At 41.2% G+C, this 14719-nt stretch carries 13 protein-coding genes; 5 read left to right on the top strand and 8 right to left on the bottom strand.

The window, feature by feature from the left end; genetic code table 11:
- The first annotated feature begins 762 nt into the window (after positions 1-762).
- Complete coding sequence (locus HCR01_RS10395; protein WP_193196131.1) at positions 763-1608, top strand: DNA/RNA non-specific endonuclease; 846 nt, start codon at positions 763-765, stop codon at positions 1606-1608.
- A 139-nt stretch (positions 1609-1747) separates the two neighbouring features.
- On the opposite strand, the gene HCR01_RS10390 is transcribed toward HCR01_RS10395, so the two are convergent.
- From HCR01_RS10390 to HCR01_RS10375, 4 genes are all read right to left on the bottom strand, one after another.
- Positions 1748-2146 carry a nuclease A inhibitor family protein gene (locus HCR01_RS10390; RefSeq protein ID WP_193196130.1) on the bottom strand — a complete coding sequence of 133 codons (399 nt, stop codon included), beginning with the start codon at positions 2144-2146 and terminating at the stop codon, positions 1748-1750.
- 48 nt (positions 2147-2194) lie between these two features.
- Entirely contained in the window at positions 2195-2899 is a 705-nt protein-coding gene (locus tag HCR01_RS10385) for a DevA family ABC transporter ATP-binding protein (RefSeq protein ID WP_193196129.1), read from the bottom strand.
- Positions 2900-2966: 67 nt separating this feature from the next.
- Complete coding sequence (gene devC, locus HCR01_RS10380; protein ID WP_193196128.1) at positions 2967-4142, bottom strand: ABC transporter permease DevC; 1176 nt, start codon at positions 4140-4142, stop codon at positions 2967-2969.
- Positions 4139-5446, bottom strand: coding sequence for an ABC exporter membrane fusion protein (locus HCR01_RS10375; RefSeq protein WP_193196127.1), 1308 nt, complete (start codon positions 5444-5446; stop codon positions 4139-4141). Before HCR01_RS10375 ends, devC begins: the two co-directional genes overlap by 4 nt.
- Before the next feature lie 216 nt (positions 5447-5662).
- On the opposite strand from HCR01_RS10375, the gene HCR01_RS10370 reads away from it, so the two are divergent.
- Positions 5663-6289 carry a TetR/AcrR family transcriptional regulator gene (locus tag HCR01_RS10370; RefSeq protein ID WP_193196126.1) on the top strand — a complete coding sequence of 209 codons (627 nt, stop codon included), beginning with the start codon at positions 5663-5665 and terminating at the stop codon, positions 6287-6289.
- 148 nt (positions 6290-6437) lie between these two features.
- Here the strand turns inward: HCR01_RS10370 and HCR01_RS10365 are convergent, their stop codons facing one another.
- Positions 6438-7733 (bottom strand): hypothetical protein, encoded by a 1296-nt coding sequence (locus HCR01_RS10365; protein WP_193196125.1) that lies wholly within the window; start codon positions 7731-7733, stop codon positions 6438-6440.
- Positions 7734-7966: 233 nt separating this feature from the next.
- Positions 7967-9889 (bottom strand): tRNA uridine-5-carboxymethylaminomethyl(34) synthesis enzyme MnmG, encoded by a 1923-nt coding sequence (gene mnmG, locus HCR01_RS10360; protein WP_193196124.1) that lies wholly within the window; start codon positions 9887-9889, stop codon positions 7967-7969.
- A 156-nt stretch (positions 9890-10045) separates the two neighbouring features.
- Between mnmG and HCR01_RS10355 the strand changes: the two genes are divergently transcribed.
- Together HCR01_RS10355 and HCR01_RS10350 are read left to right on the top strand one after the other, a co-directional pair.
- A complete protein-coding gene (locus tag HCR01_RS10355; RefSeq protein WP_193196123.1) occupies positions 10046-10903 on the top strand; it encodes a D-alanyl-D-alanine carboxypeptidase family protein in 858 nt (285 codons plus the stop codon).
- Between the two features lie 61 nt (positions 10904-10964).
- The gene (locus HCR01_RS10350; RefSeq protein WP_193196122.1) at positions 10965-12479 is read left to right on the top strand and encodes an NYN domain-containing protein; all 1515 of its coding nucleotides are present in this window, start codon (positions 10965-10967) and stop codon (positions 12477-12479) included.
- A 25-nt stretch (positions 12480-12504) separates the two neighbouring features.
- On the opposite strand, the gene HCR01_RS10345 is transcribed toward HCR01_RS10350, so the two are convergent.
- Positions 12505-12669: a type II toxin-antitoxin system HicB family antitoxin gene (locus HCR01_RS10345; RefSeq protein WP_193196121.1), complete on the bottom strand. Its 165-nt coding sequence runs from the start codon at positions 12667-12669 to the stop codon at positions 12505-12507.
- 340 nt (positions 12670-13009) lie between these two features.
- Here HCR01_RS10345 and HCR01_RS10340 point away from each other — a divergent pair, with 340 nt between their 5' ends.
- On the top strand, positions 13010-13585 hold the full coding sequence (locus HCR01_RS10340; RefSeq protein ID WP_193196234.1) for a TIGR04376 family protein: 576 nt from the start codon (positions 13010-13012) through the stop codon (positions 13583-13585).
- A gap of 653 nt (positions 13586-14238) precedes the next feature.
- Here the strand turns inward: HCR01_RS10340 and HCR01_RS10335 are convergent.
- Positions 14239-14535, bottom strand: coding sequence for a DUF3288 family protein (locus HCR01_RS10335; protein ID WP_193196120.1), 297 nt, complete (start codon positions 14533-14535; stop codon positions 14239-14241).
- Between the last annotated feature and the right edge of the window lie 184 nt (positions 14536-14719).

Genomic DNA, 14719 nt, shown 5'->3' with positions numbered 1-14719 from the left:
TCTTAACTAGTGGCGCAGAAAAAACTGAAAAATTAGGCTTTTCTTAGTGCTTATTTGTTAATCTCCATTTTCTTAGTCAGTTATTGTTGATTTATAGCTTCCGAGTCCATAAAAAGAATGGGATTTGTTGAGAATTTAGTTAGATAGCGTAATTTAGCTGGAGAGAATAACAACAAACCCTTATACCGAATGAGAGACTTATGTTTCTAATGAACTACTTTTGTTTTATGAAAGTATTCAGGTATATTAAACTTTTTCAAAATGATAGGTTGTAACAGCGCCAACAATCAGCCTCAAATTAAGCAAATAGGCAAAAGTATTTGGTGTTTTTAGTAGCAAGGCAATACAAAATTCTGGTGATCGCAACCAGATGAAAAACAGCAATTATATATATCATCCTTGCAATAATATAGTTAAATTTAATTATTTCTACTTATTTACTAGAACTGTTAATACTTTTAACAAATCATATTTTTGTCATAGAAATTTAAAATTATATGCATGGCTAAAATATTAAATTCGTCTTTTCGCTGTCAAGCTTTATAGATAAATTTTAGAGGCGGGTAAAGAAGTAACAAAAAAGAGCATCTTGAATCCCTGGCTGGAAATATGCACTATCCCTACAAATTAAGATTTAGCTCTGTATTCATAGCTCTCAAATAAACCTAATAATTTTTAGCTTTTATACTTTTTGTATCTCTGAATACTTGATGTTTAGAGCGTCAAGCATAGACACTAATCGTGTCTTTGAATACCAGAATCATGAGAAAAACTAAGCTTTTTAAATTTCTGTTACCTTCTGTAGCTGTAACCCTGTCTATAGCTCTGATTGGGTATTTACGCCCAACTAAGGCACAATTTTCAAGTGTGCATTTAACGTTGGGCAATCCCAGTAATGCAATAACAAGCGTCTCATCCCCAAATAATTATTTATTATCAAAAGCTCAGTATGCGCTGAGTTACAGCCGTGATAGAGGAACTCCAAATTGGGTGTCTTGGCAACTAAATTCTTCGTGGCTCGGTTCAACACCAAGACAAGACGACTTCCGCGCAGATACAACCCTTCCTACAGGATGGTATCGAGTAACTGGCTCTGATTATTCTGGCAGCGGGTTCGATAGAGGACACATGACACCTTCAGCTGACAGAACAAGGACAGTGACGAATAACTCTGCAACATTCCTGATGACAAATATGATTCCACAGTCACCCGATAATAATCAGGGGCCGTGGGCTTCACTAGAAAACTACTCTAGAGACTTAGTAAGGCAAGGGAGAGAGCTATATATTATTTCTGGCACATACGGCATTGGTGGAACTGGCTCGAATGGCACAAAATATACAATTACTAATGGCAGGGTTCAAGTTCCTAATAGAGTCTGGAAGGTGATTGTAGTTAGTAACCCAGGTGTTGGAGCATCTGGAATTACAACTAACACGAGGGTTATTAGCGTTGATCTTCCCAACACCCAAGGCATAAGAAACAACGATTGGAGAACATATCGAGTTTCTGTTGACTCAATTGAACTCAAAACAGGCTTCAATTTATTATCTAATGTCTCAACATCTGTTCAATCTGTGGTTGAATCTAGAGTTGACAATTTGTAATTAAATCAAAGCCATAAAGCCTGCCAACATAATTCGTAATTGGTAGTGGAATGTAGCCCATCACCAATTACGAATTACGGATTAATGATTATTTGATTATACGTTCCTATTAGGCTTTATATAATTTACAAGTTGCCTGCTAGGTTTCCACAACTTTAGTGGAAAGCCCTGCTAAATCTCCAGATTGGGTCTTTCCGATGATATAAACATCAATATTTATCGTACCTATGCGATAAACTTTGATTTCATTCAAATTATCCTTAAGCGTCTGCACAAGTGTTTGAAATTTTTTAACATTCTGCTTCTGTTGTTCGTCATGCCACTCTTTTTCATAGGCACAATTACGAAATAAATCATCTAGAGCCACTTCTTCGACTGGTGACTCTTGGGGATGGTCTGTTAGCTGGAGTAGGTTTTGAGTTGTCAGACTGTTAGCTTGACCAGTCCACAAAAAAACCTCAAATGGGTATTCTGACTCGCTCATCATTAATAAACCAGCACAAGACTGTTTTAACTTTTCAGTAATTTCGTTAGTCATTAGCCATTAGTTTTTGACAACGCTCATACTGTATCATTCCTGGTTCCCCTAAACTGCTGAGACAACGGCTCGATCATTTACTAACTTGCCATCTTCCATGTGGACAATGCGATCGGCAATATCGAGAATGCGATTGTCATGAGTTACTAAAAGAATAGTACAGCCTTGTTCTTTTGCCAGTTTTTGCATGAGTGTTACCACATCTCGTCCCGATTTACTGTCAAGGGCGGCGGTGGGTTCATCTGCTAAAACAATTTTAGGATGACTTACTAGAGCGCGAGCGATCGCAACTCTTTGTTTTTGTCCCCCCGATAAATCATCGGGATAGTAATTGATCCGCTCTTGTAATCCTACTTCCTCTAACATTTGTGCTGACCGAGTTTTCATTTCTGCCAGCGACATATTTTTGTGCAATTCCAAGCCCATTTTGACGTTCTGGAGTGCTGTCAAGCTAGCGTGTAGGTTGTGCGCTTGGAAAATATAACCGTTACTGCGTCGCGCCTGAGTAAGTTGTGCTGCACTAGCACCACAAAGTTCTTGTCCCAATATCTCCAAATTACCAGATTGGGCAGAACGCAACCCACCTACCAAGGTAAGAAGTGTGGTTTTACCAGAACCAGACGGCCCAGTCATAATGATAATTTCGCCAGTGTTAATCTCCAAGTTGATATCAAACAAAACTTGCTTACGCAGTTGACCCTGACCAAAATAGTGGTCAAGATTTTTAATAGAAATAACGGGTTCGCTAGTCATAAGTAAGCGGATTCCTCATAATGACCGTCATTTGTTCTTAATCCTTAATAATGACAAATGACAATTTTTAAAACATATCTGCGGGGTCAGCAGATTGAAGTTTACGCGTGGCGATCGCACCAGAAATTATACACATAATCATAGTTAGCAGTAGTACCGTAATGGCTCGTGCTAAAGTCATGTAAAGTGGCAAATTGGTGGCATTGCGAGTTAGATGGTAAAGTCCAAAGGGTACGATTGCCCCTGGTATAAAACCCAATACTGCCAGAATTACTGCTTCTTCAAACACCACACCGAGCAAGTAGAGATTGTTGTACCCCATTGCTTTAAAGGTGGCATATTCTTTCATGTGGGCATTCACATCAGTAGAAAGGACTTGATAAACGATAATCACGCCCACTAAAAATCCCATTGTTACACCCAAGCTGAAAATAAACCCGATCGCAGTGTTTTCTTTCCAATAATTTTTTTCAAATTCAATAAATTCTTCGCGGGTCAATACTTTGACATCTTGACCTAAATAAGCGTTTAAAGTTGCTTTGATCTGCTTGGGGTCATAACCTGGTTGCAGATTAACCAAACCTAGACTGACGCTGCTTGCTTCTCGCCCAGGAAATAGTCGCAAAAAGTTTTGGTCGCTGGTGATCAAGTTACCATCGGCAATGAAGGAAGCCCCAACTGGAAATAAGCCGCCAATGCTAACCGTCCGACGGTCAATTTCAGTTGTAACGGATTTTCCTTGTTCAATTTGGGCGATCGCTTCTTTATAATCTCCTCTGGAGGCGCGATCAAAAAGAACGGTATCTGGTAACTTAACCATATCTTTCTGGCGGTTCACATCAGCTAAGTTAAACACTTGCTGATCAGGATTGAACCCCATAACTAATATTGTTGTCTTCTGTTGTGTTTGGGGATTCTTCCAATCGATAAAGTTAACATACATGGCTTCTGCTGACTTTACCCCTGGTACATCCATTGCTTGAAACAGTCGCCGCCTTGTAAAAGTAGACATGTTTGCCAAGTTACGTGCTTGGGGACTGATGACAAACATGTCACCCTGCATACTGCGATGCAGCACGGTGTTACTTTCAAACAGAGCATCTTGAAACCCTAACTGCATGAACATCAGGACATCAGCGAAGGCAATGCCTGACAATGCTACCAACAGACGCCCCCTTTCGTGACTCAGTTGCAGCCAACCTAGGGGAGTTCGTTGCCGCAATTGCTGAATAAATCCAATCACAGTTCAATTACCGCCTTGACTTGTAGATTAGTAAATTTAGAAGCTTTTTGGCTAGATAGTTTATTCAGTTGCACATGAACTTCCACTACCCTGGCATCAATATTGCTAGAAGGATCACTGTTGATCAGATTTTGCCGCTGCACTTGCATACCAATCCAATCCACCCTTCCTTGTAATTCATTGGGTAGAGACTCGCTGCTGATCCGCACCGCCTGTCCCTGACGCACTTTGTTAATATCACTTTGGTAGACTTCTGCCACTGCATACATCTGGTCGGTTTGACCTAAATCCACGATTCCCTGTTCACCAACTGTTTCTCCGGCTCTTGTATTAATCTTGAGAATTTGCCCAGTTTTGGGAGCGTGGATATATGCCTGAGTTAGTTGCGCTTTAATTTTCTCTGCGGTGGCTTGAGCGCTTTCTACTTCTGCTTGGGCGTTTGCTAGATCTGTGGGACGGATTTCTGCGGTTTGATTCAGGGTAGCTTTGGCTTCGTTAATTTGCTGTTGCAAGCTGGCGATGGTTTGGTTGCGGTTGGCTTTGGCTTCGTTAAGCTGCTGTTCTAGGGTGGCTATAGTTCTGGCTCTGGTGGCTTGGCTTTCGATTAACTGCTGAGAGGAAGTTTCGGCGCTTAAACGTCTGCTATCAACTTCTTGACTGGAAATCGCGCCGCTTTTGTATAAAGTCTCGTAGCGTTGAACATCTGCTTGGGCGTTTTGCCTCTCGGCTGCGACGCGAGCAACTGTTGCTTCTAGTTGCTGTTTTTGTCCTTGTAGTTCTGCTTCTAAACGGTTAATTGTGGCTTGCTGAGTTTTGATGTTTCCCTCTAGTTCCACTTCCAAACGTTTTATGGTAGCTTCCCGCGCTCCAATTTCTCCCTGTTTTGCGCCTGCTCTTACCTGGTTAAGGCGGGATTTGGCAACTTTAACTTGTTTTTGTGCTTCACCCAAACTCGCTTGAAGGCGATCGCGACTGTCCATAATGGCAATTACCTGCCCTGCTTTGACGCGATCGCCTTCTCTGACTAATAGTTTTTCCACCCGATTCCCTTCATTAGAAGAAGGTGCAGAAAGTTTTATCACCTCTTCGTTTGGTTCCAACCGTCCCAATGCTGTGACTGTCTTTACTACTGGTTGAACGGCTACTGGCGCTTCTTGCTTTTGATTAGCCTTAGCCTGCAACTGTAGCAACGTGTAAACACTAGCTCCCCCTACAGCTAAAGATGCAATTATTACTAACCAAATATGCGATCGTAAAAAATTTTGGGAAGACCTTAAACTCTCTATCTTCCGATTTTGCGCCATAGTATTCCCCTTTTACCAGTAGCAAGTCGTACTAAACCGTTCAGTTTTAATATGCTAAACTGAACGGACTAGTTTAGTCAAGCTATACAGCCAAAGCTACAACTCATTGAATTAGTCTGGAATTATCTGCCAGAATGCTTATCACAATTGGGATTAATTGCGTAGAGTATTTTGCAGCGTCTATTAAAATTATTTATAGAAGAGGATGATTAATAAATGGCACATATCAAAATTGGCGAAGTTGACAAAGACAATTCCGTTGATAAAGTCGAACAAATTCTGCAAGGGGCAATGCAGGAGTTTCTCAAACAAGGCTACGCTGGCACAAGTATGGATCGGGTAGCAGTAGCAGCGGGTGTTTCTAAAGCGACAGTCTACAGCCACTTTCAAGATAAAGAAGGATTATTTAAAGCGCTGGTAGAGCAGCTAGCACGCAAAAAGCTCCACTTAATCTTTGGGACAGAACCTCTTGAGGGAGAACCACTAATCGTACTGCGCCAATCAGCAACCAACGCATTGGAGCAGATGACTAAAGACGAAGAACATTGTGCATTTATGCGAGTGTTAATCGGTGAATCTGGTCGTTTTCCTGAGTTAACTCAGATTTGTGTTCGGGCGATGATTAAACCCTTGCTAGAAACGCTCAGTCAATACTTGGCTGCTCATCCAGAACTGAACATAACTGACCCAGAGGCAACAGCGAGGATTCTTTTAGGGACATTAGTTCATTTTCATATTACTCAGGATGTGATGCATGGGAAAGATATTATTCCGATGGAAAGCGATCGCCTGATTGATGCTTTGATACACTTAATCTTTAATTCTGCCGAGTCACATCAATGAAGGGCAAGGAGCAGGGGGAGTGATTTGTATTTTTGAGGACTACCCAGAATGAATACCACAGCTGCTCAAATTCCGGTTAATACAATCATTCCTACATTTACCGCGATTGGCGATCGCCAGTGGCAGTTCATCTGATTAATTAAAGGCATTAAAATTTCTGCCCTGCATAAATTGAGCGCACTTCGCCATTACGACGAATTACAGCTTCGCCGTTACTAACATCTACTAATGTCCAACCACTTGAACCAATATTCTCACCTACATCGACACGGCGAGTTACGCCATCTATTTTAAACAAAGCAGCAGATTTGTTGCCTAACTCTAGTAATCCTTCTAAGGTATCGCTAGGAGCATCTGCAACAGCAGTGGGTAAAAATACTTGATGTTGGGTGATAGTTGGTGCTGATGGCGCGGCTTCTGGTGTGGGTGCTGCGCGTAATGGGACAACTGGTAACGCAGGTAGAGGATTAGATGGTTGCCGTAAGGTAATTGGTGCGGTTTTAACAGCTACAGGTTTGAGTTCTCCGCGCACAGCAGCCAACATGTTGACATTTATGGGCTTAGCAGCTTGCTGCACCGTATTTAGGGCGGTTTTCACCACATTAGGTTTAGAACCCTGTGAGGTGGCAACTGGTGGTAATTTTGGACTGCCAGGAATACTGGGGAGCGTGTAGCGCATTGGCGACGGCGCTTGATAAACAGGGATGTAGATGCGCTCAACAACGCCTCCAGAACGGTTGGGGGCTGGTGGTATACCGTTAGCTGCTAGAAGTGGTGGTAGATTACCAGCTGGCGCAACACTAGCTGTTTGATTAAGAGTTTCCTGATTAGAGAATCCAGGTCTGACAGATTTTTGATTTTTTGCTTCTTGCTGCTCTATAACTGCAAGTGCTTCCAGCATGTAGTCTACCAACTCCGCCTCAATTTCTGATCTTGTAGGCAACTGTGCCTGTGGTTGCGATGCTGGAAGATCAGATTGGGTCGGTTTAGTATTTAGAAGATGTATAACTCCAGACTGTACCAAGTAGATAATACTAGCGATCGCCACACCTAAAGTTGTACCTACAATCAGCAGCTTGCCTAAAGCACGTCTGGTTTTCTGGGGTCTTCCACTCACTCCTTTGACAGTTGGAGTGCCAACCACAACCGTACTTAATTGCTTGTGCCTACCTTGAGAAGGTTGGTTCAGTGCGTTTGGCAAGACAATTTGCGGCACCGTAACTGTTTGCACAGGCATGTATTCTGGAGGCAGTGGCGCGGCCCGGTTGCCCTGTCTAATGGTTTGGGAAGGCAGATTCCCACTACCATCCAGAATGTAGTCTATATCGGCAAAGAGTTCATCCATCAAGCCATCAGCATACATATCTATCGACCAAGGTTCATTGGCGATTAAGTCTTCTGATGGTTCGGAAATAATGAGATGGGTGCTAGCTGCTTGTAACATAGGCGTTGTGGGTTGTGGCTACTAGGACGGGGAAACGCCGCCCCTACTGCCTGGGAATCAGGATTATTAATTAAATATCCAATCCCCCGTCTTATTTAGACGAGTTGATTGAGCGGTAGTATTAAACTCAACTTTCATCCGAGGGTTGTTGATGATGCCACTACTAAAGTGTATGTCATCTATCATACCAAACCTCCTTCCTACTACTATACTCAGTCTTTATGAAGTTGGAGTTAAGCTAACGCTGGAAACCCTGATTGGCTCTTGGTTTTACGCAATTCTAAATATAATAACAAGGCGTTGATATCCGCTGGGTTTACGCCACCTATACGTGCAGCTTGACCGATAGTGAGTGGTTTTACCTGAGTGAGCTTTTCCCGTGCCTCTTTAGAGAGGGTATCAATTTTTGTGTAATCCAGATCCGCAGGTAAGTGGCGGTGTGCCTGACGGGAAATCTGCTCAATTTGATGCTGTTGTCTAGCGAGATAGCCAGAATACTTAATGTCGATTTCTGCACCTTCTTTTTCGGCTCGATTGAGGTTGGGGTTCCCCAGTCCGTACCTGTCGAGGTCAACGTAATGCAGCCCTGGACGCCGTAGTAAGTCAGCTAGGGTAATTGAACCTTTAATTGCTTGTTGGGTATCAGATGCGATCGCTATTCCCGTTGCATCATGTTCTTTTACCCGCGTGGTGTGCAGCCGCTCTTTTTCTGTGGTAATCTGTGTTTGCTTGTGGGTAAATAAATTCCAACGGCGATCATCAACCAAACCAATTTCTCGTCCCAAAGGTGTCAAGCGTTGGTCGGCATTGTCAGAACGCAATATTAACCGATACTCTGACCTACTAGTGAGCATCCTATAAGGCTCTCGTAAGTCTTTTGTACACAGGTCGTCAACTAGCGTACCAATGTAACTTTGCTCACGTGCAAACACAATCATCTCCTGACCACGAGCAAAGCGAGCTGCATTGATTCCCGCCACAAGCCCTTGAGCAGCGGCTTCTTCATAGCCTGTTGTGCCGTTAATCTGCCCCGCACAAAACAGCCCGGAAATCTTCTTAGTCATGAGTGTGGGATAACACTGAGTTGCGGGTAGATAATCATACTCCACAGCATAAGCCGGACGGAGCATAGTACATTTTTCCAGCCCAGGGAGAGTCCGTAACATTTGCAGTTGCAAATTTTCGGGCAAACCCGTAGAAAACCCTTGGATGTAAAGTTCTGGTATATCTCTTCCTTCCGGTTCAATAAAGATTTGGTGGCTTTCCTTATCAGCAAAGCGCACAATTTTATCTTCAATACTGGGACAATAACGCGGCCCCTTGGCTTCCACCCAACCGCCATAAACGGGCGACAGGTGTAAATTTTCTTGAATTAGACGATGAGTTTCAGTAGTTGTGCGGGTAATGTAACAAGGCATTTGTTCCCGTTCTACCCACACATCTGGGTCAAAGCTAAACCAGCGGATATCTTCATCACCTGGCTGGATTAACATTTTACTGTAGTCTACTGATCGCTTGTCTACCCTTGCTGGAGTGCCAGTTTTGAGCCTTCCGGTTTCAAATCCTAAGCGATTCAGGGTTTGTGTCAATCCTTCCGCCGCAAATTCTCCAGCACGTCCCGCTGGCATAGATTTGTTACCTACCCAAATTTTGCCTCCTAAAAAAGTGCCAGTTGTTAAGATGACTGCTTTGCATTCAAACGCCATGCCAAAGTAAGTTTGAACGCCAATAACTTCATCGTTAGCACCCAGAACTAAATCTGTCACCATACCTTCGCGGATGGTCAAGTTTTCTTGATTCTCAACAATTACCTTCATCACCGCTGCATATTCGCGCTTGTCTGTCTGGGCGCGTAATGCCCAAACAGCAGGCCCCCGTGAAGAGTTGAGGATGCGCTTTTGCAGGTAGGTGCGGTCTGCAACTTTACCAATTTCTCCGCCGAGTGCGTCTACCTCGTGGGTCAACTGGGATTTAGCTGGGCCTCCCACTGCTGGGTTACAAGGTTGCCAAGCAATTTTATCCAAGTTGAGTGTCAATAGCAAGGTACGGCAACCGAGGCGTGCAGTGGCAAGGGCCGCTTCACAACCGGAGTGACCTGCACCGACGACAATAACATCAAAAGCGTCTTGGAATTCTATGGAATTGTGCATGGTCATACTTAGAGAATCAGCAAGCTGAGAGTTCTTTTCAATTTTAACTGTTCCAGTGGTTTCATGGATGTATCTTTCTGATAAATAAAGTTATCAAAATAAGTAGTAATTATTAACGAAATATATTTACTTTTCCTGAACTTTAATGCTAAGTCCAAGGCGATGAAACGAACTCTAAGGAAAACAATTTTTATTACTATAGTTATATTCATGGTTTTTACCTTAGTAGCTAGTAATGAAATTAGCTATCACAAATTAAATAAGAACTTCCAACAACTAAAAGGATGTTTTAATACTAATTCATTAATTTGTACAGATACAATATCGGTTACACCATTTATTCCCAACCAGCAATTGAATGACCAAGAGCGTTTTTTGTCTACAATTGCTAGAAAGTTACCTATAATTCCTCAACCTGGTACTTTTGAATATATTCTGCTACGAGCTTATGGTGCAGCATTTGTAAATCCAGATACAGAAATTAAACTACCACAAAAAGATATTTTTGCTAACGAACAGGAAACTCAAGAATTTCAAGATACCCTGATAATGGGTCAAGTTGATGGTACTAAAGACTGTTATTTACAAAAATCGGCGGCTGATGCCTTAAATAAAGCACGATCCTCTTATAGAGGAGCTTCGCTAACGCTACAAAATATTCCGTTAAAATCTGGTTATGGTTCTGGTGATTGTACTCGTAGTTTTGCAACGAATTTAAGATTTTGGCACAAATATGCTAACAATCAAATATTAGCAAGAGTACAACAAGGTAAAGAAACAAAGATTCTTGGTTTAGTTGCACCTCCTGGAACTTCACAACATCTCTGGGGATTAGCAATTGATTTGCGCGCATCAAATCAACGGCAAAAACAAGCTCTTAATCAAAACGGCTGGTTTCAAACTGTAGAAAACGATATTCCACATTGGACTTATATAGGTTTACGTGAAGAAAATTTATCTCAATTTGGTTTTAAAAATCAAGTTGTCCGAGGTATTACTTATTGGGTGACACCGCTTTAATTGTTAGATGCAATGCAAAGTGGGGAATACTCAATTAAAAGTATATTATCAAAAAATAACTATGCCAAATGAAGTTGCTAACCAGGAACAGACCTTTCTACTCGAATTATTAAAAGCCACTTATCAAAATCAGGAAGTATACCCAATTCTGCAACAGAACTTAAATAAACTAAATGATAACTTGGCTTTGATATTGCGAAAATGGGTAAGCGATCGCTTTGCTAAAGAACCTGCTAACGCTGTTAATATAGCTAATGTCATTGTTAAGTTAAGTACAACTATTCAAGGGTTTACACAAGGGAACCCTGTAAGCAATTTAGAAATTGCCATAGCTGGTTATGAAGCTGTTCGACAAGTTTTTACCCGCGAGGCTTTTCCAAAAGAGTGGGACATCATCCAGCAAGCTTTGGTAATAGCTTATCAACAACGCCAGCAAATTCTCTCTAGAACCATTGGTGAACTCCGCGAGCAAACTATCCAAACTCAAGCTCAAATCAATACATTAACTAATCAATTTCAGCAAGAATTACAACAGGCAAAACTGCAAGTCAATGACTTAAAAGCAGTAATTACGCAATTTAAACAGCAAGCAGTTAGTTCTGAGCTAACTCCAGAAATGTCATCTTTAATAGCTGAGTTTAGAGAGCTAAAGCAGTGCCAGAATCGTTTAGAGCAGTTGGCTACCAAAGCTAACGTTTCAGCTAAGGCTGAGCAGTTCAATACAGCTATTTTTTATGATATTGAAAACCTAACAATGGGTAGAAGTAACCCAAATTTAAATTTTTCTCTTAAACAAATTCAAACAAATCTTGAAAAAATTAGCTTAGTTAATAAAGTTGCTATTCAATGCGCTTACACTGACTGGAGCGACTCGCGATTGAGGCTTCTCAAGAATGAAATTCAAGAACTTGGCATTGAATCAATTCAAATCTTTGATTACAGTCATAAACGAAATGCAGCAGATATGCAACTGGCGATTGATGTTATGGAATTAGCTCAAAGCCGTTCTACGTTGCAAGTCTTCGTTATTGTATCAGGTGATGGTGCATTTGCTTCCTTAGCTAAAAAGCTCCATGAGTATGGAAAGACTGTAATTGGATGTGCTTACGAAGGAAATGTTAATCGTGTTCTCAAGTCTGTTTGTGATCACTTTTTACCTATACCTGCTCCCCAAGCAAAAATAGAGGATATTCAAATTACTGAAGTAAATAACGATAGTAATTTAAATAATGACATTTATGTAATTACCAAGAAAGTTTTGCAGGAATTAAAGCACAATAATGAGCAAGCTAGTCAACTTAGACAAGGTGGTATTCCCATGTCTCAAGTTCACCAAATTCTGAGAAATAAAATACCAGATTTTGACCAAAAAAGAGAACAGCATAACAACAAATTGACAAGCTTTGTGAAAAAAGCTCTGGAAGGAAAAGATATTAGTTTATGTATTGATAACAACAAACTGATTTTGAAAGAGACATTAAATACAAGCTTAGATAACTCATTAAATAAGAGCCAGAAAGCTATCACTCACTCTAACGGTAACTTAAAAGAAACTGTCGTAACTGGTAAATCTTAAGTTTGTTCTCTCAACGAAATTCTGTCTACTTAGTTAATTCTTCAACAGTCTCAAGGTAGGCTTGAATAGCATCTTTGATATTTTCTAAAGCTTCCTCTTCTGTCTCCCCCTGCGACCAACATCCGGGTAAAGCAGGACACCAGATAGCGAATCCTTCATCAGCCTTATTTATATTTACTTTGTATCGCATATCTAAATCACCGTTTTTGTCTACCCACTCTATCTTGTTCAATCATACAAAGGACTTTCTTGCTCATGTTAACTATAAGTAAGAAATCAACTTTACTTATGTAAACAGCGATCGCTCCAATGTTTACACCTGCATATCACAACATAGAATATAAACAATAGCGTAACAATATATAAAACTGCATTTTTTATACCAAGGTTTCTATTGATATTCGTAGTTTTTGACTTTCATACCAGCCATTTAAATTGCTTGATAACTGAACTATTAAAATCTACTATCCGCGCACGATAATAATTACTACAATAAAATAGTTACATACCCGATGTCTGGAGTTCTGGCAGTGGGCTTATTTGATGATTTGAGTCGGTTTCTGGAAAATCGTTTAGAAGAATTCTTGCGTAGTAATCCACATTTGGAGTTAGAGGCGCTGTTAGAACAGCTGCGTGAGCAAGAAGAAGACACTTTAAAGTTGGTAGCAGATTTAAAATTACAGGAAAAGCGATCGCAAGAGGATATTCTGTCCACTGCTCAAGAAATTCAGCGTTGGCATATCCGCGTTCAAAAAGCCAAAGACGCTGGTAGACAAGATTTGGCAACTCCGGCGCAAGAGCGAGAAGCCGCCTTGTTGCGCGAAGGAAATCAGCGTTGGGGACAGATGCAAGGACTCAAAGAACGCATCACCCAATCTCAAGAACTACTGCGGAAAATTCAGCAGCGGCGACAAGAGGTGCAAGCCAAAGCTGCGGAAGCGCAGACAGTGCGTGCTCAAGCTCAAGCTCAGCAACGTTTGGAAACCAATGGTTGGTCGAATCAAACCAGTAGTTATTCTAGTGGTTTCGACGACTTAGAAGACAAGTTCCGCCGCTGGGAAACCCAAGATGAGTTGGAACAAATGAAGCGGAATATGGGTAAATAATTACCAAGGCTGATAAGGGATGAAAGTTCAAGAAGCTAATCGGCATTTAGGTTGCTTATTGAAATAGGAGTCAAGGGTTAAGAGTCAAGAGTTATTTTCTCCCCCCTGCTGATTCAATTTTGGATTTGCAATTCGGGATTTTAGATTGTTCAATCCAAAATCTAAAATTAAAAATTCCTCTGCTCCCCTCCTCCTCTGCCCTCCTGCACCCCTAGCGGCGATACTGCAAACTAAATGCATATCAACCTAAATAGCAGCAATTTCATCCTTCCAGAAATATTAAATTTCGATACAAAAGTTTACATGCAGAGAAGATAAATTTAATGATTAAGATGAACGTAAATGTGGTATGTTTACTAGTATTTGCACTTTTTTAAGGAAAGATAGCGATCGCAAAGCTAATTTAAACTGAGAGCTTGCAACAGTTCCAACAACCACCTGAGAATAAATTCTCTTATAGCGAAATTCTTCTAGTCCACTTTAATAAAGTTAGGCTATTAGCCTGGAAATCGAAGTTCCAGGCGAGTAAGGGTAATAATTAAGATTGGTACATGTCAGTTTTAATGCTCATCAAGGCATTGACCGAATAATAGACTAATTGAAGATCTAAATTTCTTAATGGAGAAGTTGCCAGAAATCGCCATCCAGCTATCTTAATTCCAGTCTTGCTCCTCTTTCTTACCGCGACTTTTGTAAATACCTCCCAAGTCATGGATTTGGCGAGTTCTCTCATAAAGTTCAGCTTCGCTCAAACCCCACTGCTGTAAGACTTTATCCAAGTCTTGTTGGATGTCTCTGGCCCCTGGAAAACCTTGATAACGCATTCGCAGTCTAGCTAATTCTGCCAAATTGTAGTCCGTTGCTTCTTGAGCGAGTAAAATATCAATAAGGGGGCGATCGCGATTGTAAAGTGGATGTTGTTGGTCTTTACCTTTGGTTGCTTCAGTCATTTTTTATACCTATAAGAGGACGTGGATTATTAAGAGTCAAGTGTTAAGAGTCTTTGCATCTCACCCGAATTATTTGAAGACGGCAACTACACCTAAGCTCTTACGGCTCTCCCCACTGCCATTCAACTTTAAATAAAGATACATTGTCCTTAAGAAAATACAAAAAACTTTAGATGAGGGTGAA

It is taken from the genome of Nostoc sp. MG11 (assembly GCF_014904695.1).
Classification (GTDB): domain Bacteria; phylum Cyanobacteriota; class Cyanobacteriia; order Cyanobacteriales; family Nostocaceae; genus Komarekiella.
The sequence above is the reverse complement of the archived record's forward strand: the minus strand, read 5'-3'. Positions and strand labels throughout refer to the sequence as shown.